Source organism: Massilia sp. (assembly GCF_031995545.1).
Classification (GTDB): domain Bacteria; phylum Pseudomonadota; class Gammaproteobacteria; order Burkholderiales; family Burkholderiaceae_D; genus Telluria.
Genome location: NZ_DAMAGA010000006.1, coordinates 83,083 through 106,275 on the forward strand (window position 1 = coordinate 83,083; position 23,193 = coordinate 106,275).

The following is a 23,193-nucleotide window of genomic DNA, read 5'->3' on the forward strand; positions in this document are numbered from 1 at the left end:
CACAGCTAATTTGTGTAGGGGATGGGATGGAACGTCTTGACCGGCTGGAAGCGGTCCAGTCGATGCTGCTCGAGATCGGGCAACTGTCGACCGGCTGCAGCGACATCACCGCATTCATCGAGGCCGTGCACCGAGCGCTGGGCCGCATCATGTATGCGGCCAATTTCTATGTGGCGCTGGCCGACCGTGCAGACGGCACCGTGCGCTTCGTGTATTTCGTCGACGAAGCCGATGAAGGGCCTGACCCGAATGCCCGCATCCGCCTGGCCTCGCCCGAGCAATCGCCCACCGCCTGGGTGCTGCTCAACCGCATCCCCCTGACCCTGACCGGCGCCGACTTCGCCGCGCGCGAAGCCGACGGCGCCAGCTATGGCAACGGCAGCGCGCCCGAGCACTGGATGGGCTGTCCGCTGCTCGACCAGAACCACCAGGTGCTGGGCGCGATCGTAATCCAAAGCTATTCCACCGCACAGACCTACAGTGCCGAGGACGAGGCCCTGTTCGCCCTGATCGCGAACCATGTCTCGAACGCGCTGCAAGGACTGCAGAGCATGGACCGGCTCGAGCGCGCGGTGCAGGAGCGCACCGCGGCGCTGGCGCACGAGGTGGCCGAACGGCGCCGCGCCGAGCAGGTGCAGCACGCGCTGTACCAGATCGCCGACCTGTCGGCGCAGGCGCTCGACACCGAGCAGCTCAGCGCCAGCCTGCACCGCATCATCGGCGAGCTGATGGTGGCCGACAATTTCTTGATCGGCTTGTACCACCCGGACACGCAGGAAATCAGCATCCCGTATTTCGTCGACCAGAAGGACGCCGCGCCGCCGCTGCAGCGCTTCCCGTTCGGCATGGCGATGTGCTCGTATGTGCTGTCCAGCAAGCAGGCGCAGTTGCACGACCAGGGCAGTTTCCGCCAGCTGGTGGCGAACGGCATCGTCACCGGGCCGCTCGGCAATACCGAGATCGCCAGCTGGATGGGCGCGCCGATGCTGGTGCACGACCAGCCCTACGGCGTGCTGGTGGTACAGAGCTACGACCCGGCGATCGTCTACACCAAGGCCGAGCTCGACCTGCTGGCCTTCATGGCCAGCCATGTGGCGGTGGCGATCGCGCGCATGCAGGCCGACCGCCGCATCCGCCGCGCCAAGCTCGAACTCGAGCAGCAGAATGCGGCGCTGAACGACGCCCTGCACGCGCTGCAGGAAGCGCAGTCGGAACTGGTGCGGCAAGAGAAGCTGGCCTCGCTCGGGCGGCTGGTGGCGGGCGTGGCGCACGAGATCAACACCCCATTGGGCATCTGCGTCACCGCCACCAGCCACCTGGTGCAGGAACTGAAACTCACGCGCGAGGAACTGGCGGCGGGAGAGATGACCGAGGACAGCTTGGGCAGCTTCTTCGACATCGTCGACCAGTCGCTGCGGATACTGACCACCAACACCCAGCGCGCTGCCAGCCTGGTGCGCAGCTTCAAGCAGGTGGCGGTGGACCAGTCATCGGGCGACATCCGCAGCTTCAATCTGCAGGCCTACCTGAACGAGGTGCTGCTGTCATTGCAGCCGAAGCTGAAAGGGCGGCCGGTGAAGGTGGAGGTGGACTGTCCGAAGGATCTGGTGCTGGACAGTTATGCGGGGGCGGTGTCGCAGATCGTGACCAATATGGTGATGAATTCGCTGGTGCACGGGTTCGAGCGCGACCAAAGCGGCAAGATCACGGTGCGCGCGGCGCTGGAGGCGGATGACTGGGTGGTGTTCGACTATGCCGACGATGGGGCGGGGATGGACAAGGACACGCTGGACAAACTGTTCGATCCGTTCTTTACGACCAAGCGCGGGACCGGCGGTAGTGGGTTGGGGGCGCACATCCTGTACAACTTGGTGACCGGAGCCTTGGGCGGGACGGTGCGGGTCGAGAGCGCGCCGGGTGAAGGGCTGCGCTATCACCTGCGCTTTCCGCGTTCGCAGCGCAAGCAAAAGGCGGCAGCGTAATCATCGTAGGGTTGGCGGCTCCGCCGCCGACGCGTTCAAACAACGCGTGATCGGCCGTGCAAACGTGGGTTGAACGCGTCGGCGGCGAAGCGCGGGGCCGCCTAGGCCAACCCTACGAAAGCGTCAATCGGGCCATTTGGCGTTGATCTCCAGCGCCCGATCCATGTTCTTGATCAAGAGGTCAACGTAATACGGATCGAGATGATGCCCCGCCACTTCACGCAAATGCTCGGTCACTTTCGCCGGCGGCCACGCATCCTTGTAGCAGCGCTTGTGGCTCAGCGCATCGAACACGTCGGCCACCGCCACGATGCGCGCATACGGGTGGATGTCGTGCCCGCGCAAGCCTTGCGGGTAGCCGTTGCCGTCGAAGCGCTCGTGGTGCTGGTGCGCGATCACCGCCGCCGCCTTCAGGATCGGCCGCTGCGAGCCGTCCAGGATCTGCAGCCCCACGGTCGGGTGCTGCTTCATGATTTCCCATTCGTCCTCGGTCAGGCGGCCGGGTTTCAATAACACCGCGTCGGGCGTGGCGATCTTGCCGACGTCGTGCATCGGCGCGGCATGCATCAGGACCGCTGTCTCGTCCTCGGGCATGCCCGACACCTGGGCCAGCATGTGGCACACCTGCGACATGCGGCGCACGTGGTTGCCGGCTTCGTGCGAGCGCGATTCGACCACGTCGCCCAGGCGCAGGATCAGCTCGGCCTGGGTATCGGTGATTTCCTGGTTCAGCAGAATATTATCGAAAGCGATCGCCACGCCCGAGCAGAAGACTTCGAGCAGCTGGGCGTCGATGTCCGAAATCTCTTCCACGCCTTTCAGCACCAGCAGCGACGCCTTGCCGCTGGCATTCGGGAAGTAACCGACGTAGGTGTCGCCGTGCAGGCGCGAGATGCGGTTCTTGCGCGCGTCGTCGAGCTGGGCCATCAGTTCCGGGCCCATTTCGTCCTCGCCCATGTCGCCGATCTGGGCCAGCACTTCGTACTGGCTTTCGCCGGTGATCACGCTGGCCGCCTTCAGGCGCAGCAGCATGCTCTGCTCCAGGCGCAGCAGCGCCACCACCTGCTGCAACAGGCCGTTGGCGAAGTCCTTCAGACTGCGCTGCTGGAAGATGTGGCTGGACGCCGCCAGCACGCGCTCCAGGCCTTCGCGGTAGGTCTGCTGCACCCGGCGCGCTTCCTCGACCTTCATGATGTCGCGGTAGGCGCGCAGGGCGGCGAAAGTGGTGGTGAACAGCTTGGTGCGGTCGAGCTCGGTCTTTTCCTTGTAATCGTTGATGTCGTAGTCGACGATCACGCGTTCCTCGGGCGCCTGGCCCGGCTGGCCGGTGCGCAGCACGATGCGGGTGAATTGATTGTCGAGGTCCTGGCGCATCCAGCGCGCCACTTCCAGGCCACTGTCTTCGCGCTCCATCACCACGTCCAGGAACACCAGCGCGATGTCGCTTTCGCGCGCCAGCACTTCCTTGGCTTCGGCGCCGCTATAGGCATGCACGAATGACAGGGCGCGGCCGTCGAGGCGGAAGCGCGACAGGGTCAGCTTGGTGATGTCATGAATATCGGGTTCGTCATCGACCAGCAGAACTTTCCATGGTGCGAGCTTGGGCGTGGCGGAAGAGAGGAAGGACATAGACGATTCCGATATCGTTGGGCCAGAGTTAGTTGCCAGGCGAACTTTATTTTAAACATCAAAAAGTAGCCTAGAATCAACTTGATTGTAGTACGACCTATGACCTGTAACAATACGCAATATTAAAGTTGTGATTCAAAGATGTCACAACTTCATTCACACGGAATGAATCGTTGCAGTCAGTACACAACTGGCTTTATTCGTAGCGTTTCTGGCAACGCTCGCAGTAAAAGCTGCGGCGCTGTGTCTTGCCCAGCTTGGCCTTGGTGAAGGGGATGTCGCAGCGCGGGCAGATGGTTTTGGCGTGCGCCAGCCAGTGCTGCTTGAGCACCCACTGCTTCTTCCATTCCAGAAAGTCGAAGCTGTACTGGCGCGCCTCGTCGACCAGGGCGCGCAGCTTGGGCGCGGGCAGGGCGCCCACGGTGGACAGCGGATGAACGCGGATGCGGAACAGCACTTCGTTCTTGATGATGTTGCCCACGCCCGAGAAGATGTCCTGGTCGAGCAGGGCGTCGCAGGCCAGCATATCGGGTTCGGCGCGCAGCTTCTTGCGCGCACTCTTCGGATCCCAGCTTTCCGACATCACGTCGGCACTGAAGTCGTAGGCCTCGAACGTGGCGCGGTCGATCTTCTTCACCGCGCAGGCGTAGAAATTCATCTCGCCGCCGTCGGCCACCTTGATCGACAGGCGCGGCGGCTTGTCGCGGTCCTCGTCGATGCGGTAGGTGCCGAACAGTAAAAAGTGAATGCGCACCACCAGGTCCGGCATCTCGATCAGGAAATGCTTGCCCCAGGTGTGCAGGCCGACGATGCGCTGGCCGACCAGGCGCTGTGGATCGAGGGCGCGTACGTTGCCGCCGGCATGGACGATGTCCTGCCCCACGAAACGGGCAGTTTGTTCTTTGAGAATATAGAGCGATGGACCTTCTGGCACGGTTGACCTCCCCTTGTGCCATCTTGAACTGCCTCCATTTATGGTCCTGTACGGAACCTAACACTTGGATACAAAACTTCGACGAATCGAGATGGCCCTGAGCGAGCGCGAGCGGTGAAAGCGGCGTATATTCAGGACCGGAACGCCCACCGCAATGGAGAACAAACGATGAAAACGCTATTGATGAAAACGGCCCTGGCAGGCCTGCTCGCGCTTGGCGCCGGGATGGCGTCGGCGGAAGTGAAAGTGACGTATATCGAGTCGGACAAGTTCGCCGACCTGCCGTTCTCGCCATGGGACCGCGAAAACATCCTGGAACGCATTACCGAGCATTTCAACAAGCTCGGCGAGCGCTTGCCGCAAGGGCAGGATCTGACCATCGAAGTCATCGACATCGATCTGGCCGGACGTGAATACCCGGCTCCGCGCAGCGGACGCGACCTGCGCGTGATGAAGGGCATGGCCGACTGGCCGACCATGGACCTGCGTTATTCGCTGACCCAGGATGGCAAGGTGCTCAAGGAAGGCAAGGCCAAACTGTCCGACATGAGCTATATGCAGCGCATCAACCGCGCATCGGACAGCGATCCGCTGCGTTACGAGAAACGCATGATCGACGATTGGTTCGACAAGAACATCGTCGGCAAGAAGAGCGGCAGCTGAGCCTTCGCTACGGCTGCAATGAACAACGGCGCCTTCGGGCGCCGTTGTCGTTTTACGGGACGGACCTGCGGTCATGCGTTGCTAGTTGCGTACGGTGTAGTCGGACGGCACCGTGAACAGCGCCGGCGCCGGCTCGCTGCGGCTCAGGCTGGCGAGCTGGTAGACCAGCGCGCCGCTGCGCGGGTCGCTGCGTTTGTGATAGACGATGATCTGCAGGTCGGGCGCGGTCCAGGTTTCGTTGCTGACCGTGATTGGCTGGCGGTTGCCGATCGCGCCGGCCGGAATGTCGTAGCTGCGCTGCACGCCTTTGGCCGGTACGCCGAAGAAGTTGCGCGTGCCGAGGTCGCGCGTGGATGCCTTGCCCGACCATTTGGCGTCGCCGGCGGCGCCCGTGATCATGGGGCCGATCTGGGCCGCGAGACGGGCCATTGGCGGTGCCGGTGGTGCGGGCGGCGCAGGGGGAGCAGGGGGAGCAGGCGGGGCGGGAAGCGCCCGGGCTGCTGGTGCTGCTGGTGCGGCAGGCGCAGCTGGTGGTGCCGGTGGGGCCGGTGGCACGGGCGGCTCGGCGATGCGGATGCGCACTTCCTTCGGCCCATCGCCGCGCTGCACTTCCTTGATGATGATCTGCCTGTTCTCGGTCAGCTTGCCTTCCCGGCGCAATTGCTCCACCTGCGCGCGCGCTTCGGCTGCAGCGTGGCGCGCGATCTCCCGTTCCTGCTGCGCGCTCAGCCGCGCCTGCTCGGCCGCGGTGCGGGCGATGTCGCGCTCCTGCTGCGCCGCCAGCCGCGCTTGGGCCGTCGCCACGCGCACTGCCTCCGCCGCGGCGCGTGCGTGCTCGGCCTGCGCGCGCGCCAGCTCGGCGCCGATGCGGGCGGACTCTTCCGTCATCGCCAGGTTGACCGCGGTCTTGCGTTTCGGATCCAGGCTCCAGCGCTTGTGCTGCACCGGGTCGTAGATGGTGACGCTCTTGATGGCGCCACCCTCGTCGCGCACCTCGGTGCGGGTGCGGCCGGCGCTGTCGCGGTAGCTCATCGAGGTCGATTTGTTGACGATCTGGTTGCCATCTGCCAGTTGCTGCACGCGCTCGGAGACGATTTGCGCACTGTAGGGCTGATTTTTGATGACGCGCTCGCTGCCAATATAAGTGATCAGGCTCGGCGCGCGCGGCGGCGCCGGCTCGCTGGCGGCCATAACGAGGCCGGCTTCGCCCGGCAGGAATGCCAGGTCCTCGGCCAGGGCGGTTGAGGCGATGCCGGCAACGATCGCCGCGAGCAATAGGTAGGGTGCTTTCATGATGTCCTCGTCAGCGATTCGGGTACGTGGTTCAGTGGATGAATTCAGTTGCTGGCGCTCAGGCGCAGCGCCAGCGGATGGCCGTCGGCCGCCACCAGCATTTCGGCGCGCACGGTGCCGTCCGCGTTCTGCGGATTGACCGGCACGCCCAGCGGCGCCAGCGCGGTCTGCGGCAGGTCGGCTTCGACCAGGCGCGCATCCGGTTCGCGGGCGATGCGTTCGAGCGAGTCGAGCGCGATGAAGGCGGCGCCGTCGTCGAAACCAACGATGGACGGCCCGACCGTCACCAGCCGCTGTGGCGCCAGCACCAGCAGCAGCGTGGCGGCGAGCGAGCCGCACGCACCGGCGGCGCCCCAGTGCGGCAGCGACCAGCGGCGGTACCAAGGGCGCTTGCTCGCGAACTCGCGTGTGAAAGCCTGCATCAGTTCCTTTTCGACGCAGCGCGGGGCGTCGTGGCCGGCAAGCTCGTTGCGCAGCGTGGCGAAGTGCGCGTCGAGCAGGAGGTCTTGGTGGTCGTGCTTGGTATCCATGGTGTTCCTTTCCTTCATGCCAGGTGCGCCGGGCGCAGGGCGTGCAGCCGCTTGGCCAGCGCCGCCCGGCCGCGCGACAGGCGCGAGCGCACGGTGCCGAGGTCGACCTGGCAGATATCGGCGATTTCCTGGTAAGACATGTCGTGCAGTTCGTACAGGATGACCGGGTCGCGGTAGTGCGGCGGCAGCAGGGCCAGCGCGCGCCGGACTTCCTCGGCGGTTTCGTTGTCGAGCAGGCGTGCCAGCGGGCCGAAGGCTTCACAGGCGGCCTCCATGGCCTGCTCCAGTTCCGCCTCGTCGTCATGCGGCTCGGGTGCGACCGGCGCCGCTGGCTGGCGCCGTCGCGCCTCGTCCAGCTTGAGCGCCAGGTTGCGTGCCACGCCGAACAGGAAGTGCTGCAGCTGGCCGCGCAGCGGGTCGTAGTTGAGGCGGCCGTTCAGCAGGCCCATGAAAGCTTCCTGCACGATGTCGGCGGCGGCGTCGGACGAACCGCAGCGCAGCAGCGCGAAGCGGTACAGCGGACCCTGGTGCCGGCGGTACAGCGCCGTGAACGCATCCGCCTTGCCGGCATGGATCTGGCGCAGCAGGTCGCTATCGGACTGCTGGGCTTTGTCTGCGTACTTGGCGTCTGGGCGGGAAGTGGTCATGGCGGTCTCTTTTACCGTATTCCGTCCAGAGGCTGCGAAAGTTCCAACTATTTTCAGAATAGACGCTCGGGACCGGCAGGCGGTGCGGAGCGTGATAGCCGGGCCGGCGAAGATCGTCGATGCGCTGGCCGCGAGGGCTGACTTTTCTGCTGCCTTGTCGATTTTCCATAGTGCCGTTCGTTGTCGGGATGGAATAACCCATCCACATCGCTCTCGACCAGGAGATACCGTGAACAAACAGATCATCATCAACTTGCCGGTCCAGGACGTCGGCAAATCAAAAACCTTTTTCTCCGCACTCGGCTACGGCTTCGATCCGCAAGTGAGCGGTGAGCAAGCGGCCATGTTGATCATTGCGCAGGACAGCATCCACGTCTTGCTGACGACCGAGAACTTTTCCAATCACTGATCGACAAGCCCATGATGCGCGCCAGCCAGTCCAATGAACTGGTGCTGTGCCTTACTTGCGAGAGCCGCGAGGAACTCGACAACCTGATCGCCAGAGCATCAGCCGCCGGCGCGCGCATTCCCCATCCGCCCGAAGACCATCGCTTCATGGTTGACCAGGGCTTTGAGGATCTGGATGGTCACTTGTGGAATCTGGTGTGGGTGGCGTCCAAAGATTGAGCGTCTTGGCGCTACGGTGAGACAGCATGGCACGTATGTATCGGTCATGGGGCAGTGGTTCGCATCAAATGCACGATCTACTCAATCTTCCAACAAGGAGTCATACGCTAAATTTGGCAGTTGTCTGGCCGCGCACTATCGACCCGACATGGTTGGCCGCTTTCGACCCAGCGGACAGAATAGGAGTCACGACGCTGTCGCGTACAACTGCGGGCCGCCCGTCTGAGGCGCAGAACGAGCCGGCCTCGACCAGCGCAGCGTCTGCAATGAGAGTTTTGCTCTACACTTCCTACCGCCCCTTTGGACCAACAGCGCTGGCGCATACTTCTCGCGTGGGCGACAGGTGCAGACCGCCTCAACAACGTGGCATCAATCCGCGAATGGAGATCTGGAAAACATGAATTTGAGTACACTCGGCTTTGCCACCACTTTCTCGCTCACCCTGCTCGCGTTCGCCGCCGCTCCGGCCGCAAACGCGCAGACCAGTGCAACCGCGACCGGCGGCCTGCCTTTCGAGGTCAAGCCAGTCGGCACATTCACGAACCCGTGGGCAATGGCATTCCTGCCCAACGGCAACATGCTGGTGACGCAAAAGGAGGGGACGATGGTCTTGTTCGATCCCGTAAGCGGTACCAGGCGCACAGTGTCCGGCATACCCGCCGTCAGCAGCAAGGGCCAGGGCGCGCTCATGGACATCGTACCCGCTCCCGATTTCGCGGCCAGCAAGCTGCTCTACTTCAGCTACTCTGAAGCGCGTCCCGGTGCCGACAGCCGGGTCGTGCTCGCCACTGCGACACTGGATCAGGCAGGTGGCACGCTCAAGGATACCAAGGTCATTTTCCGCAGCCAGGATGCTTCGACTGGCGGGCACTATTCGGGCCGTATTGCGTTTTCGCCGGATGGCAAGTATCTTTTCTTTACCAGTGGCGACCGCCAGCTTTTCGACCCGGCACAGGACCCTAAATCGACGCTCGGCAAGATGCTGCGCTTGAACCTCGACGGCACGCCAGCTGCTGGCAACCCGCTCGCGGCCAAGGGCTTTCATGCAGCCGTCTGGTCGTATGGCCATCGCAATCTGCTAGGCATTGCCTTCGACAGGCAGGGGCGCCTGTGGGAAATGGAGATGGGGCCGCGCCATGGCGACGAAATCAACCTGATCAAGCCAGGCCTCAACTATGGCTGGCCGAAAGCGTCGAACGGCAGCCACTATGACGGCAGGGACATCCCCGACCACGCGCCTGGCGACGGCTTCGAAGCCCCAAAAGTGTCCTGGAATCCGGCCATTTCACCCGGCGGCCTCGCTTACTACGATGCGGACCTGTTCCCGAAGTGGAAAAATTCCCTCTTTATCACTGGTCTCTCGGGCAAGTCGCTGGACCGCATCGCCCTCGACGGCGAGAGCGCGAGCAAGGCGGACCATTGGGACATGGGCGAACGCATCCGTGCCGTTCGCACCGGGCCGGACGGCGCATTATGGCTGCTCGAGGACGGTCCGCGCGGCCAGCTCCTGATCCTGACACCGAAGAGGTAGGCCAGCGGGAACTGCGTAGCGCGGGCACGCCCGCTTTTGGTCGGATGCAGACCTACCTGAACGTCCGTTTCCGACCCAAAGCAGTCGCTGGCCGCCGCGTGTGAATGCCTATGCCTTGGCAGGCCAGATTGCTTCACGAATTTCTGGTTCATGCTTCGAAAAAACGCTGACGCACGCGCCAGCCGTTACGATGATCCACTCACGTTGCTGCTCGGAGTATCCGAGGCGCGTGTCTTCTTCCTTCGACCACCCACCATCGAAGACCTCAAGGACGGGATAACCTGAAGGAAAGTCCTCAGCCATCCAGTACTCCGCCAGCGGGACTTCGTCCAAAAGCCTAAAGCCGTCAACCTGGGAAAATGCGACTTCAATGCCGTCATCCCTATTGCGGTTTCGAAGGACGCGTATCGACAGGCGGCCGTCGTAGGAAACAGAGTGAATGTCTGCGCCCCAGTCAAACTGCTCTCGGCATCCAAATGGCCTTGCTTTGATTGGCATCTGCGTCGTCTCTTAAAAGGCTTGGCCTGGGCAGTCGGCATGGGCAGCGTCCGCTTTTGGCCGGAGGCGGCAGGTCAGCTCAGCATAGCAGGTCGTTAAGGTGGAAAACTTGCAGACGGTCACGAAAGACTGGATTCGACCCAAGGCGGACATTCAATTGCCGACCTTGTTGCCTCAAAGCGGTCATACGATCAATTAGGAGCGATGGCTCCGCTGCGCGCCCTTGTGGTTATCGCGTGTGCATTGAGCCGAGCCGTGCCTTAAGCAGCTCGGTTTGGAGTCGAGCTTTTGCCTTTGCCATGGACATTCCTTCCTTGCGGTATCTGCTGATCTTCGCCTTGCCGTACTGCCAAAGGAATTTGTCGATCTGATAGTTCGAATACCCGTCCAGATGAAATCGCTGCCGGAATTGCTGGAAACGTGCATAAAAGTCGGCATAGTTACACGGTGCGCCGAAAGTCACCCGGTCGCCAGCCGCGTGCAGATAGCCGTTCATTATGATCCAGATATAACTGTCGTAGATCGGCACGTCACGCTTGCTCTCGAAATGCATGTATTTGGACGCGAATGAGAGGTTCGTGCGCACGACCACTTTGCCGCTCTCTTCGCTGACCCACTTGGCCGTCGCGATACGGTCGACCATGTCGATGGGTGAGACCGTTATGCCCTTCGGGCGTTTGCCAAGTATTTTGAATTCGGCATTGATCTTTCTGGCGACAGGCAGGATATATTTGATCGAGGTGTTGTAAATTGTATTGAGGACCGCAACTTTGACCAGCACGTCATTCGGACAGATGTTGTCTGGAAAAGTCGAGAAAAGGAGGTCGAGCTTCTCGTTGATCGCGGTGCCGCCTTCGGCAGTATGGCGCTCATTCATCTTGTCGATCAGCGACGGTGTGATTCTTTCGAGCATGCGGAATTCTCTTTCTTCTGGAGTCATTTGCACCTGCCGTTTTTCTTATGCGAAGAAAGAGTTCACGCTTCCGAATCGCGCTTGCCGAAGTAGAAGCCCACGACAACGAGGGCAATGTTGTTTAGTGCGCTTGGCACTTCCAGCCCTGACAGCGGCAATAAACATAAGGTCAGGATAATAACTATCGCAAGCAGCGAGGGAAGATCACCGGCAATACGCGAAAAGTCGATGGGAGCGGCACTGCGCCTCGTAAGGTATGCGACAACGATAGAGGCCCCAAGAATGAGGACGACAGGAGCTACGACCCTTAGTACTGTCGCAGCAATGGGGGTCACTGCTCCCCAAATATTGAGCAGAAGTGACTGGGTCTGGGCCGCAGCTGCTGACGCCCCACTAAAACCGTCGGGGTTCAGAACAAAGTAGATGTACGCACTGGCCAGGCAAACCACCAATAAGAACGCTAACACGACGATAATTGTCACAAGGCCGATCAACCGCCTGAGCAAATCACCTGCGACTTCAAGAGCACGGCCGCCAGCGTCGATGGGTTGCTCTTGATCTCGACTCTCAATCATTCATTCTCCTCATTTTGCTGCAGGCCTCATGCGTCGGGTGCCTCGTAGTTGCTTTCTGCTGCGAGTCTACAAGTTGGCTCATCTTTGACAACGGCAGACCCAGTCTCGCATTCAGTGACCACTCTTGGCCGAACCTGGCCGTTCGCCTCAGGATAGCAGGTTGCCTTCCGGGAAAAGTCACGAACAGTCACGAACGGCCGCAACCGACCCAAAGCAGACATTGCCAGTAGCTTGAGCTACTCAGGTCCTAATGGCGGACCCCACTTTGCCACTTGCTTGCCATCGCTGTCAGCAATTCGATGTCGTACCTTGCCCACTGGGCTGGTCTGCTAAGCGGTGATGACGTGATTTCAAACGGCGGCAACTGAGGTCCTGGCCCCTGAATTACAGGCTGGGTAGTGTAATAGATGAGCCAACGTTTTGGGTATGGCTGCCGTTTCTTACCACCTATAAATGGAACCCATTGATCGTCTTGGATGCTACGCCCACAGGACGAGAGACCAGTGTCAACATTGAATGTGTCGCCCACCTTCAGCTTTCCCTTAAACGCATGGGTTACACGAAAAGTTGCTCTTTCGACTTCTGTTTGGAAGTCCGACTCACGGCTAACCTGAACCGATACCTTTTCAAGTTTAATGACGTCTGCGGTAGCTACAAACTGAGCATCGTCGAAATTTGATTTCACTCGCTTCGCTGACTCTTCCCAAAGCATAGGAGCAAGTGGCTGGCATCCCATCGCCACTGTCGACGTGAAAAACAGAGTAAGGCAAAGAACTTTTTGTATTCGCATATTGCTATCGCAGTGTCATCAACGTCTGCTCCTGGCCGAAAGCAGCCTATCACGACCCGCAGCAATCTACCCTAAACGGACTTGGGGGCTTGAGCTGGAAAAGCATTACTGATCACTCCAGTTCTCTGTCACAGCAATGTACGCCGAAGTAGGATCATTGACTGGTGGAGCGCGCTCCACGCGCGTTGGCGTAGAGCCAATTGGTTCAGTCCGACACTGGAACTAGATCGTCGCGACCTCGATTAAATTTCTGCTCCGGCGACTAACGCATCCGAAGTATGCGCCGCTTTGCCTATATGAAAAGAACTGCCCCCTGCGAGAGCATTGCATCACCTAATTGGCGCCGGCCTCGGTAGAATCCGAACTTAATTTTTCGAATCGGACTTTCACTAACCTATGCCCTGCAGGAGAAGTCGCCAGAATATGTTTCAACGAGGCTTCGTCATCTGTATCACCATCCAACGCGTACAGAATCGTCATTTTTATTTGTGGATACATATCTAGAAATGATTTAATAACATTTGCACATGAGCTGCACGGATGCCGCTCCGTAAACAGTTCGACCACTCCGGACTGCTCCCGACCGAGGTCCTTCAGTAAAGTTTGATCGAGCATGTTAAGTAAAAGATATTCTGAGTCGTTATCTTTCTTTTCGCCCGTGGCACCAAAGCGGACGTGGTTGCGGTCCACGCTTGCCAGTTCGTATTCACACCTTCCAAGATCCCACTTTTGCGCCAAAAAACTGGCGCCGACAATGTTTGCTCCCCAGGATCGTTTTCCATCCTGTATAAAATTCAAGAATCCAATATTACCTTCAATCTTGCCTTTCGGTTTAGTCCCCCCGGCTAGGATGAAATCGGCCATTCGGTTCTTAAACTCAGGATCCAACCGGAAATGCCATGATTCTTTGAAAAACGATTGTCCTACGATTTGATCTGCTCTTGACCCGACTATCTTACTGAGCGCAACGGTCTCAGTCGCGCCATTATTTCTCATTTCCTGCATTTGCATGTCATCCAGCGCTCGAATACATATTAAGGCTAGCGCCTTGAAATGCGCATGCTTGAGCTGATTGTCTATTTCGAGAACCAAGGATGATAAATCTTCACGGATCTTGGACATAAGAGGATCAAGTTTGTTGAAGCTCTGCTTTTGGCCGATAGCAGACGTAGACATATCGGCGCCATAGCATGCATATTGCTGTCCTAACGGAAAGCACAATACCGTCAGATGCTCGTACCTGAATCAGGCGGATCGATTAAGTTCAATCGATCCAATTCACCCGCTCGAACTTGGCACGAAAATCATCCGGCATCGCCACCACCTGGCTTGTTTTGTAATTGAAGAAAACGAAGCCCGATTTGGCCATGGCAATCAGCTTCTTGTCGCGCGGACGGGTAATGCGGAAAGTCAGATCGCCACCGTACTTGTTGAAGTCCATCACACCAACCTCGAACAGCAGCTGGTCGCGCGCATAGGCTTCCGCACGGTAGGTGGCGGCCAGGTCGGTGACGATGATGCCGGTGCCGTCGCGCTCGGTCTCGGCGACGCCGAACTCGAACAGGAAGCGCGCCCGGGCTTCCGAGATCATCGAGATCATCGACTCGTTGCCCAGGTGGTTGGCGGCGTTGATGTCCGTGACGCGCACGGTGAGTGGCGTCGAATAATAAAACTGGTCTTCGGGGAAGGTGAGTTGTAAGCGGGCCATTTCTCGATTCTAAGCTCATTGCGCGCCGGTGCGGACGATTTTATGGATGCTGCCGCCCGAGGTGATCATGTACAGCTCGCCTTCATTGTCCTGCCCGAACGAGACCACCCGGCCGATGTTGGGGATATTCCAGTTACGCTCTTCGGCCACTGCGCCGCCTGTGCTGGCGTAGAAACTCTTCAGCCAGCCGCGGCAGAAGTCCGAGAACAGGTAGCGTCCGGTCAGTTCGGGCAGGGCGCGGCCGCGGTACACGAAGCCGCCGGTGACCGAGCAGCCGTTGACGTCGTCCAGGCCGTGCGCGTAGTCGTAGGCGGGCAGGGTGAGGCCGTTGCGGTCGCAATTGTCGGCGCCGTAGCAGGCGATGCCTTCCATGAGGTTCCATCCGTAGTTGAGACCGCCCTGGCTGGTGGCAGCGATGTTGATTTCCTCGCGCTGGTCCTGGCCGACGTCGGCGATGTACAGGCGGTCGCCATCGAAGCTGAAACGCCACGGATTGCGCACGCCGGAGGCCCAGATCTCGGGCCGGCCGGCGACGCCATCGCGATACGGGTTGTCGGGCGGGATCGCATACGGTTGTGTGACCGTGGAGCGCGACACGTCGATGCGCAGCATCTTGCCCAGCAATACCCGCAAGTTGCGCGCATTGCCTTGCGGGTCGCCGGCACCGCCGCCGTCGCCGGTGCCCAGGTACAGGTAGCCGTCGGGACCGAAAGTGACCTGGCCGCCCATGTGGTTCAGGAAGTCGGGATGCGGCACTCGCAGGATCACCAGGCCCGAGGTGGGATCGGCCAGTGCCGGGTTCTGGCCTACCGTGAAGCGCTCGATCGTGATGTTGCGCTGCAGGTCGATGTAGTACACATAGAAATAGCCGTTGCGCGCGAATTGCGGATCGAAGGCAAGCGACAGCAGGCCGCCTTCGCCCTCGAAGCCGACCCGCGGGATGATGTCGAGGAAAGGTGCGCCACGCGTGACGCCGTTTTCGACGATACGTACCCGGCCGCGCCGCTCGGTGACGAACAGGCGCGTGTCGCCCGGCGGCGAAATCAGCCAGCTGGGGTTGTCGAGCCCGGTGACGACTTCGGCGGTTGTGAGCGCCAGCGCGGCGCCGGAATAGGCGACCGAGGCGTTGGCGGTGACGCCGGCGGCGACGCTCGCGGTCTGCGAGGCCGGGGCCGGCTGGTAAGTGACATTGTTGGCGGAGACTGGGGCGGCCGCGATCGTATAGCTGCCGGGTGCCAGGCCGCTGATGGTCTGCGGCTGGGTCAGGTCTTGCTGGTAGTTGTTGGGGCCGGTGATGCGCACGCTGGCATTGACGCCGGCTGGCAGGCCGGAGGTGGTCAGATTCAGCGCGCCGGTAGTGATCGGCGTCGGCGTGACCGGGCCGGTGGTGCCGGGACTGCCGCCGCCGCCGCCGCAGGCGTGCAGCACCGTGGCGATGAGCAGGACAGTGAACAGTCGAAGCAATCCGCGCAGATGTCCGGTCAGCATGTTCGCCCCCATGGTTTATCCGACAGAGTATCTTCCAGCTGAAAAATGGTGCCAAGGACTCTTACAAATGCGTGAGAAATCAAGTCCGCGACACCTAGTGTAGGGCGCATCCGTCGGCACAAAGTTTGATCTGCGCTTATGTGTGCGCTGTTCAGCAGAGATACTACGCGCGTATGTCAGTGCCGATGTGCAGCGTCTGTTCGAAGTGCGCGATCAGCGCCTGCACCTTGGGCGAATGCTGGCGGCTGCGTTGCCACACGATGTGCAGCGGCAATCCTTGCGTGGCCAGCTCGGGCAGGATGATCGCCAGCTTGCCTTCGCGCATTTGCTGTTCCACCACCCAGGTCGCCAGCTGGGCGATGCCCATACCGGCTTCCACGGCCGCGACCTGGGCTTCGGCCTGACCCAGCACGATGCGGCCCTCTACGTGCTGGCGCGCCAGCGGAGTGCCGCGTCCCTTGATCAGCCACGGACTGGCGCTGCCGTCGGCGCGGCCGTACAGCACCGCGTCGTGTTCCAGCAGCGCGTCGAGCGAGGCCGGCGCACCATGCCGCGCCAGGTAGACGGGCGCGGCGCAGAACACCAGTTCTTCATTGCCCAGGTGCTTGTGGTCCAGCGCGGCCGGCCAGGTGTCGCTGCCGCCGATGCGCACCACGACATCCATCCCATCCTCGACCGGGTCGACGAAGCGGTCGGTGAACGAGACGTGCGGCGTGACTTGCGGATACTTCTCGGCGAACGCCAGCAGCGACGGAATGCCGTGCATGCGGCCGAAGGTGGCCGGCATGTCCACCCGCAGGCGGCCCGACGGTGCGATCTGGTGCGACGACAGCATGCGCTCGGCGCTTTCCAGCTCATCCAGCACGCGCACGCACACTTTATAGAAGGCGGCGCCGGCGTCGGTCATTTCCAGGCGACGCGTGCTGCGGTCGAACAATTGGCGGTGCAATCGCGTCTCGAGGCGCGCGATCGCCTTGCCAACCGCCGAGTTGGTCAGGTTCAGGCGATCGGCGGCGGCGGTGAAGCTGCCGGCATCGGCTACTGCGACGAAGGTTTCAAGTCCTTTCAGGCGTTCCGCAGGTGTCATGTACTTCCTTTAGCTGGAATTTATTTCCATATTGGTTTGGAAATTATATCCAACACGCGAATTTTTATCTCCCATACCATGTCTGCTAAATAATTCCTGGAGTACTAGCAATGTCATCAGTTCAATCCGCCGCCACCGCGACGCCGCACGCCCCGGTCAAGGGCGGCGCCGCGTCGATCGCCATCCTGGCGGTGGCGGCCTTCGTCATCGTCACCACCGAATTCCTGATCGTCGGCCTGCTGCCGGCACTGGCGCGCGATCTCGGCATCAGCGTGGCCAGCGCCGGGCAGCTGGTGACCCTGTTCGCGGTGGTGGTCATGGTCTGCGGACCGTTCCTCACCGCATGGCTGGCCCATATCGACCGCAAGCGCCTGTTCATCGCCATCCTGGTGCTGTTCGCCGCCGCCAATGGCCTGGCCGCGGTGGCATCCAACATCTGGGTGCTGGCGATCGCGCGCCTGGTGCCGGCGCTGGCGTTGCCGGTGTTCTGGGGCACCGCCAGCGAGACCGCCGGCCAGATCGCCGGCCCAGAGAAAAGCGGGCGCGCTGTGTCGACCGTCTATCTCGGCATCTCGGCCGCCATGCTGTTCGGCATTCCGATCGGTACGCTGGCGTCGGACGCGATCGGCTGGCGCGGTGCCTTCGCCTTGCTGGCGGCGTTGTCACTGGTGATCGCGGTGCTGATCGCGATCAGCATGCCGGCCGTGCGTGCCACCCAGCCGGTGGCGATGGGTGCCCAGGCCCGCATCCTGAAGAGCCCGTTCTTCCTGGCCAACGTCGCGCTGTCGATCCTGGTGTTCACCGCCATGTTCACCGGCTATACCTACCTGGCCGAGATGCTGGAAAAGTCGGCCGGCATCGCACCGGCGCAGGTCGGCTGGTGGCTGATGGGCTTCGGCGCGGTCGGCCTGATCGGCAACTGGCTGAGCGGGCTGTGGGTGGACCGCAAGCCGCTCGCCAGCACCGCACTCTTCAGTGTGGTGCTGGCGCTGGGCATGGCGGCGACCATGGCGCTGGCCAACAAAGGCATCGGCTTCGCCGTGGCGCTCGGCGTGTGGGGCATCGCCAATACCGCGCTGTATCCGATCTGCCAGATCCGCGTGATGAAGGCGGCCACTGGCGCCCAGGCGCTGGCCGGCACCATCAACGTCTCGGCCGCGAATGGCGGCATCGCACTTGGCGCCCTCATCGGCGGCGTCGGGATATCGTCATGGGGTGCGGGCAATATCGGCTACCTGTCGGCGGCGATCGCGCTGCTGGCGGTGCTGGCTGTCGCACTCATCGGCAAGCTGGCGCCGGCCAGCCGCTAACCAGGAGAATGTGTATGACCCAGGCACCGATCGGACCGCTGCCGGCCGAGCTGGCTGAGCACCCCGGCTACGGCCGCGTCTTCAAGCCGGGCAAGCTGACGTTCGGCTTCATCATGCCGCTGGAAGGCTATCCGGATTCGCCGTTCCCGACCATGGCGAACCACCAGCGCATGGCGCGCATGGCCGACGAAGCCGGTTTCTCGGCGCTGTGGCTGCGCGACGTACCGTTCTACGACCCCAACTTCGGCGACACCGGCCAGGTGCTCGATCCGATGGTGTACCTGGGTTTCCTGGCCGCGCAGACGCGCCGCATCGCGCTCGGCACGGCCGGCATCGTCGCCACCCTGCGCGAACCGCTGGTCGTGGCCAAGCAGGCGGTGTCGGTCGACCAGTTGCTGGGCGGGCGCCTGCTGCTGGGCCTGTCGACCGGCGACCGCCCGGTCGAATACCCGGCCTTCGGTGCCGATTTCGACAACCGCGGCGAACGCTATCGTGAAGCGTTCGGCCTGATCAAGGCTGTCACTGAACACGACTTTCCCGTGGCCCAGACCCAGCATTACGGCAACCTGGCCGGCGCCATCGACCTGGTACCAAAGCCGGTCGGCCCGCGCATGCCGATGATCGTCGTCGGCCGCGCGCGCCAGGATCTGGAGTGGATTGCCACGCACAGCGATGGCTGGATCTGGCACCTGAGCGACTTCACGCGCCTGCCGCAATTGATCGAACAGTGGCGCACCAGCCATGCGCCGGACCAGTGGATCAAGCCCTATGGCTACGGCACCATGTTCGACCTCGCCGAAGATCCGCACGAACCGCTGCGCTTCGTCCGCAACGGCATCCGCACCGGCCGCCACGCGCTGATCGACCTGTTCCATGCACAGCAGGAGCAGGGCGTCAGCCACGTGGCGCTCAATCTCAAGCCGCTGCGGCGGCCGGCGCAGGACGCGCTGGCCGAATTCGCCGAATACGTGTTGCCGCTGTTTCCCGCCGAGTAAAGCCAATAGCGGCGCAACCATCACCAATCAAGGAGAAACGTTTTAATGACCGATATCTTCCAGCCCTACGACCTCAACGGCATCACGCTGCGTAACCGCATCGTCATGGCCCCGATGACCCGCTCGCGCGCACCGCACGACGCCGCCGATACCATGACCGCGCTGTACTACGCCCAGCGCGCCACCGCCGGCCTGATCGTCAGCGAAGGCACGCCGATCTCGCGCGAAGGCCAGGGCTACCTGTTCAATCCCGGCGTCTATACCGAGGAACAAGTGAAAGGCTGGCGCCTGGCCACGGATTCGGTGCACTCCGTCGGCGGGCGCATCTTCGCGCAGCTGTGGCACGTCGGCCGCGTGTCGCACACCTCGATCCAGCCGGACGGCCAGGCGCCGGTCAGCGCCAGCAGCAAGCGTGCCGAAGGCGCGGTGGCGTTCGCCTACGACGCCGCCGGCCAGCCGGGCTTCGTGCCGACTTCGACGCCGCGCGCCCTGAGCACCGATGAAGTCCGGCGCATCGTGCAGGATTTCGCCACCGCGGCCGAGAATGCCGTGCGCGCCGGTTTCGACGGCGTCGAGATCCACGCCGCCAATGGCTACCTGTTCGAGCAGTTCCTGAACCCCCTGGTCAACGACCGCGTCGACGCCTATTCGAACAGCCCGGAAAACCGCATCCGCTTCGCCGTCGAAGTGGTCGACGCCATCGTCGCGAAAATCGGCGCAGAGCGCGTCGGCATTCGCATCTCGCCCTACGGCCAGCTGTTCGACATGCCGTCGTATCCGGACACGCTGGAGACCTACCGCGCGTTGAGCGCGGAGCTGGGCAAGCGCGGCATCGCCTACGTGCACTTGATGGACCAGTCGAACTACAAGATGGCGTCGCAGGATGCGGCGGATACCGGCGCGCAGTCGGCCGGCGCGCGCACCGAAGAAATGCTGCGCACCATCAAGCGGGAGATCGGTTCGACCGCGCTGATCCTGGCCGGCGCCATGACCCTCGCGCGTGCGCAAGAATTGGTCGATGCCGGCCTGATCGACCTGGCCGCCTTCGGCCAACCCTTCATCGCCAACCCGGACCTGGTCGCGCGCCTGCAGCATTGCCTGGCGCTGGCCGAACCGGTACGCGAAACCTATTACGGCGGCGGCGCCGAAGGCTATATCGACTATCCGCCGCACGCTGCGTAAGCCACCGACACGCAGCATCCCGCAGTGCCAACCATCGAGGAGATTTGCCATGCCAACCGATTTTGACCGCAGCGACAACCTGCACCGTCCACCGCTCGGCGCAACGCAGGGTTCGACCAGCAAGCCCCTGATCGTGACGCCGACCTTCGTCAGCCGCAGCGACGCTACGGCGCACAGCGAACGGCCGCAGGACCCGGGTTCATCGAAAGACAGGAACGGCAAGGAGGTCAGCGACCCGGCCCAGCGTCCGCACGCGCTGGCCTTGGAAAGCAATCCGAACCTCGCCTACGAGCACTGGGACGAATACTGGCGCAAGGTGCATGGGCCCAAGTTCGCGTGGGACGAGCCGGGTAGTTCCTCAAGCCTGGTGCTGCGCTACGACCAGGTGCACCGCCTGCCGTCCGGCCCGTCGTCGCTGTTCCCGCCGCCGTACCGCGCCATGATCGGTGACGATGGCCGCCTGCCATCCGACCCGGAGAAGCACGTGCCGCCGCTGCGCCGGCCGCGCTGGGACGGTTTCGCTTATATCACCTATGCAGAGCAGGACGACATCGAAAAGACGCTGGGCCAGGAAAAGTTCGACAAGCGCATCGTGGCCGACGAGCAGGTGGCGTTCCGCATGGTCACGCGCGAGATCACGCGCGAATACATCCTGATTCCAAGCGAGCGGCATCGCGATCCGGTCAGCCTGGTCAAAATCCACATGCGGGCTGCCGGCTTGTCGCGCGAGGAATTCCAGCGCCGCCTGCTGGACCAGCATGCGCAAGTGGTGATGGCGCAGCCGGTCACGCGCGAACTGGTGAAGCGCTATGCCCAGCTGCACAATATCGGTTCGACCCAGGAAGACCCGGAAGGCAGCAGGATCGATGCGGTGTCGGTGCTGAGCTTCGCGTCCTTGAATGACGTCGAGGATTACCTGGTCAGCGACGAACACCGCGCCATCGAGGCGTCGGAGAATGCGCTGCAGGGCGAGGGATCGGAATGGTGGACGGCGATCAACTACAGCGTGATCAACCGCCTGATGCCGGAAGTGGCGACCGAGCGCTGAGCCGGCGCCGGCCGGCCCGCGCTCAGCGTGCGCCTGGCGCGCTCGGGGCGCGGGTGCGGGTCTTGCTGACCGTGCCGGACGGATCGATCAGCACCACGAATTCGGCGAAGCGGCCGTCGCCCGCAGGCGACTGATACACCCAGGCCTCATAGCCGCTGTCGAAGCGGATCGATTTGGTCGGCCCGAACGCGGCCAGCAGTTCGGCCTTGGTGGTGCGGCCGGCCACCACCGATTGCGCCAGGCGCTCGGCGGCGACTTGCGTGCCGGCCGGCGCGGCCGACTGCGTGGCGCAGCCGGCCACCAGCAGCGACAGCATCAGGGCAGCGGTCAATGCGCGGATCGTCATGGCGCCTCCGGTGCGTCGAGCATGTAGTCGAATTCGACCAGCGTATCGTCCGGCCAGCTGGCATCCCACAACGGCACATAATACGTGCGGTCGAGCAGCACCTGGCAGTCGCAGAAGGGCAGCATGTCCGGGGTCTGCTCGCCGCCCGCGTACAGCATCGAGAACGGCAGCGTCTCGACCCGGTCGCCGGCGCGCAGCGTGACAGAGAAGATCGGCCGCTCGGCGAAGAACAGGTAATTGCCGTCCGGGCTGGTGCACACGCCTTCGGGCGTGCTGAGCGCATCCGAGATCCAGCCGAACATCGGCGAACTGTTCGAGACCAGTCCCGCTTCCTTGCCGACCCGGCATTCCAGGCGCAGGTCGCCCAGGCGCCGGCTGCCGGCCGGCACGCCAGGCGACTCGATGCGCGCGCGCCAGGTCATGCTGCTGGTCTTGCGGCTGGCCAGCACGGCGGCGTCCTCCTGCAGCGCCTGTTCGTTGCGCGGCAGGACGAAGGTGTTGTCGTTTTCTACTTTCACCGGCACCGAGACGCTGTCGCCGGCGATGCGCAGCGTGATGCCGGTCATGTCCACCGATGGCAGGCGCGGCAGCAGCTGGAAACGCAGGGTGGCGTTCGGCGCGAAGGCGCGCTCGCGTTCGAAGCGCTCCATGCCACGGATCATCTTGCGATAGGACTTGTCGACCGGGTCGCGGGTCGACTTGACGTTGACGGTGGTCTGCCCGGCGGCGTGCGCCGGGAGCCAGGGAGAAGCCAGGAAACCGGCCGCCAGGGCCAGTCCCAACATGGAGCGGACAAACGGCCGCGCCACCATTACCAGTACCGGACGCGGCCGGTGTCCATGTGGACGAACTGCGAATCGGCGTAGTAGCCGACGCCGCCGCCCTTGAGCGACATCGCCGCTTTCTGCAGCGTGCGCAGGTCGGTGCCCGGCAGGCGGATGTCGATTGCCTTGCCATCCATGTGCAGGCTGCGCTTGGCGACGCCGCCGCTGCCGTGGCTGCGCAGGAAGGCGTTCGATTCGGGGGCGCGGTAGCCCGAGATGATGTGCAGTTCTTTAGCGTTATCGAGCTTGCTGTTCAACTGGCCCAGCAGCAGCAGCAGTTGCGGATCCATTTCCGCGATCTTGTTGCTGCGGTGATCGCGCAAGACCTTGTTGATGTCCTTCAAAGCGTCCGGAATGAACTCGCCTTCGGCCCAGAACGTGCTCTTCAGTTTTTCGCCGGTGTGCGTGTTATAGAAGCGCAGGCAGCATTCGCCAGAGAGGCTGGACGATGCATTATTGGCAAAAACTGGGAGGCTGAGGGAGGAGGAAGCGAGGAGGAGGGAACTTTTGAGGAATGCACGTCGTTGAATCATGTAGGTAGCCCTTACGCTGGTTCACTGATCCGACAATGATACGCCTAAAGTGCGAAACGT

The 23,193-nt window shown here is 62.3% G+C and carries 24 protein-coding genes; 9 read left to right on the forward strand and 15 right to left on the reverse strand.

The genetic code is table 11. The annotated features are described in order from the left end of the window. Positions 1–26 precede the first annotated feature (26 nt). Positions 27–1,982 carry an ATP-binding protein gene (locus tag RTQ83_RS06840; RefSeq protein WP_312512496.1) on the forward strand — a complete coding sequence of 652 codons (1,956 nt, stop codon included), beginning with the start codon at positions 27–29 and terminating at the stop codon, positions 1,980–1,982. Between the two features lie 123 nt (positions 1,983–2,105). On the opposite strand, the gene RTQ83_RS06845 is transcribed toward RTQ83_RS06840, so the two are convergent. Beyond that, on the reverse strand, positions 2,106–3,611 hold the full coding sequence (locus tag RTQ83_RS06845) for a DUF3369 domain-containing protein (RefSeq protein WP_312512498.1): 1,506 nt from the start codon (positions 3,609–3,611) through the stop codon (positions 2,106–2,108). 196 nt (positions 3,612–3,807) lie between these two features. After that, positions 3,808–4,545 (reverse strand): DNA-formamidopyrimidine glycosylase family protein, encoded by a 738-nt coding sequence (locus tag RTQ83_RS06850; RefSeq protein WP_312512501.1) that lies wholly within the window; start codon positions 4,543–4,545, stop codon positions 3,808–3,810. Between the two features lie 168 nt (positions 4,546–4,713). Between RTQ83_RS06850 and RTQ83_RS06855 the strand changes: the two genes are divergently transcribed. Beyond that, on the forward strand, positions 4,714–5,208 hold the full coding sequence (locus tag RTQ83_RS06855; RefSeq protein WP_312512503.1) for a DUF3016 domain-containing protein: 495 nt from the start codon (positions 4,714–4,716) through the stop codon (positions 5,206–5,208). A gap of 81 nt (positions 5,209–5,289) precedes the next feature. Here the strand turns inward: RTQ83_RS06855 and RTQ83_RS06860 are convergent, their stop codons facing one another. Genes RTQ83_RS06860 through RTQ83_RS06870 form a run of 3 tightly spaced genes read right to left on the reverse strand, consistent with a single transcriptional unit; the run spans position 5,290 to position 7,678 of the window. After that, positions 5,290–6,501, reverse strand: coding sequence for a hypothetical protein (locus RTQ83_RS06860; protein WP_312512506.1), 1,212 nt, complete (start codon positions 6,499–6,501; stop codon positions 5,290–5,292). A gap of 44 nt (positions 6,502–6,545) precedes the next feature. Next, the gene (locus tag RTQ83_RS06865; protein WP_312512508.1) at positions 6,546–7,031 is read right to left on the reverse strand and encodes a hypothetical protein; all 486 of its coding nucleotides are present in this window, start codon (positions 7,029–7,031) and stop codon (positions 6,546–6,548) included. 14 nt (positions 7,032–7,045) lie between these two features. Next, complete coding sequence (locus RTQ83_RS06870; protein ID WP_312512511.1) at positions 7,046–7,678, reverse strand: RNA polymerase sigma factor; 633 nt, start codon at positions 7,676–7,678, stop codon at positions 7,046–7,048. 229 nt (positions 7,679–7,907) lie between these two features. Between RTQ83_RS06870 and RTQ83_RS06875 the strand changes: the two genes are divergently transcribed. The 3 genes from RTQ83_RS06875 (at position 7,908) to RTQ83_RS06885 (ending at position 9,836) form a co-directional block, all read left to right on the forward strand. Beyond that, the gene (locus tag RTQ83_RS06875; protein WP_312512514.1) at positions 7,908–8,087 is read left to right on the forward strand and encodes a hypothetical protein; all 180 of its coding nucleotides are present in this window, start codon (positions 7,908–7,910) and stop codon (positions 8,085–8,087) included. 11 nt (positions 8,088–8,098) lie between these two features. After that, on the forward strand, positions 8,099–8,305 hold the full coding sequence (locus tag RTQ83_RS06880; protein ID WP_312512516.1) for a hypothetical protein: 207 nt from the start codon (positions 8,099–8,101) through the stop codon (positions 8,303–8,305). A 397-nt stretch (positions 8,306–8,702) separates the two neighbouring features. Beyond that, a complete protein-coding gene (locus RTQ83_RS06885; RefSeq protein WP_312512518.1) occupies positions 8,703–9,836 on the forward strand; it encodes a PQQ-dependent sugar dehydrogenase in 1,134 nt (377 codons plus the stop codon). 108 nt (positions 9,837–9,944) lie between these two features. Here RTQ83_RS06885 and RTQ83_RS06890 read toward each other — a convergent pair whose 3' ends face one another. From RTQ83_RS06890 to RTQ83_RS06920, 7 genes are all read right to left on the reverse strand, one after another. Further along, a complete protein-coding gene (locus RTQ83_RS06890) occupies positions 9,945–10,334 on the reverse strand; it encodes a hypothetical protein (RefSeq protein WP_312512521.1) in 390 nt (129 codons plus the stop codon). Between the two features lie 229 nt (positions 10,335–10,563). After that, complete coding sequence (locus RTQ83_RS06895) at positions 10,564–11,274, reverse strand: hypothetical protein (protein WP_312512523.1); 711 nt, start codon at positions 11,272–11,274, stop codon at positions 10,564–10,566. Between the two features lie 35 nt (positions 11,275–11,309). Next, entirely contained in the window at positions 11,310–11,822 is a 513-nt protein-coding gene (locus tag RTQ83_RS06900) for a hypothetical protein (RefSeq protein WP_312512526.1), read from the reverse strand. Between the two features lie 1,123 nt (positions 11,823–12,945). After that, complete coding sequence (locus tag RTQ83_RS06905; RefSeq protein ID WP_312512529.1) at positions 12,946–13,734, reverse strand: deaminase domain-containing protein; 789 nt, start codon at positions 13,732–13,734, stop codon at positions 12,946–12,948. Between the two features lie 142 nt (positions 13,735–13,876). Continuing rightward, complete coding sequence (locus tag RTQ83_RS06910) at positions 13,877–14,320, reverse strand: thioesterase family protein (protein ID WP_312512530.1); 444 nt, start codon at positions 14,318–14,320, stop codon at positions 13,877–13,879. Positions 14,321–14,335: 15 nt separating this feature from the next. Continuing rightward, positions 14,336–15,808: a PQQ-dependent sugar dehydrogenase gene (locus RTQ83_RS06915; protein WP_312512532.1), complete on the reverse strand. Its 1,473-nt coding sequence runs from the start codon at positions 15,806–15,808 to the stop codon at positions 14,336–14,338. A gap of 163 nt (positions 15,809–15,971) precedes the next feature. After that, positions 15,972–16,895, reverse strand: coding sequence for a LysR family transcriptional regulator (locus tag RTQ83_RS06920; RefSeq protein ID WP_312512535.1), 924 nt, complete (start codon positions 16,893–16,895; stop codon positions 15,972–15,974). 110 nt (positions 16,896–17,005) lie between these two features. Here RTQ83_RS06920 and RTQ83_RS06925 point away from each other — a divergent pair, with 110 nt between their 5' ends. Genes RTQ83_RS06925 through RTQ83_RS06940 form a run of 4 tightly spaced genes read left to right on the forward strand, consistent with a single transcriptional unit; the run spans position 17,006 to position 21,430 of the window. Further along, on the forward strand, positions 17,006–18,205 hold the full coding sequence (locus RTQ83_RS06925; RefSeq protein WP_312512538.1) for an MFS transporter: 1,200 nt from the start codon (positions 17,006–17,008) through the stop codon (positions 18,203–18,205). 14 nt (positions 18,206–18,219) lie between these two features. Then, a complete protein-coding gene (locus tag RTQ83_RS06930) occupies positions 18,220–19,200 on the forward strand; it encodes an LLM class oxidoreductase (RefSeq protein WP_312512540.1) in 981 nt (326 codons plus the stop codon). 45 nt (positions 19,201–19,245) lie between these two features. After that, on the forward strand, positions 19,246–20,382 hold the full coding sequence (locus RTQ83_RS06935) for an alkene reductase (RefSeq protein WP_312512543.1): 1,137 nt from the start codon (positions 19,246–19,248) through the stop codon (positions 20,380–20,382). Positions 20,383–20,431: 49 nt separating this feature from the next. Continuing rightward, a complete protein-coding gene (locus tag RTQ83_RS06940; protein WP_312512546.1) occupies positions 20,432–21,430 on the forward strand; it encodes an EthD domain-containing protein in 999 nt (332 codons plus the stop codon). Positions 21,431–21,452: 22 nt separating this feature from the next. Here the strand turns inward: RTQ83_RS06940 and RTQ83_RS06945 are convergent, their stop codons facing one another. From RTQ83_RS06945 to RTQ83_RS06955, 3 genes are read right to left on the reverse strand one after another with little or no spacing between them, the layout of a single operon-like run. Next, positions 21,453–21,776, reverse strand: coding sequence for a hypothetical protein (locus RTQ83_RS06945; RefSeq protein WP_312512549.1), 324 nt, complete (start codon positions 21,774–21,776; stop codon positions 21,453–21,455). Next, positions 21,773–22,561 carry a hypothetical protein gene (locus RTQ83_RS06950; protein ID WP_312512551.1) on the reverse strand — a complete coding sequence of 263 codons (789 nt, stop codon included), beginning with the start codon at positions 22,559–22,561 and terminating at the stop codon, positions 21,773–21,775. Before RTQ83_RS06950 ends, RTQ83_RS06945 begins: the two co-directional genes overlap by 4 nt. Before the next feature lie 26 nt (positions 22,562–22,587). Then, the gene (locus RTQ83_RS06955; RefSeq protein WP_312512553.1) at positions 22,588–23,133 is read right to left on the reverse strand and encodes a DUF882 domain-containing protein; all 546 of its coding nucleotides are present in this window, start codon (positions 23,131–23,133) and stop codon (positions 22,588–22,590) included. Positions 23,134–23,193 lie beyond the last annotated feature (60 nt).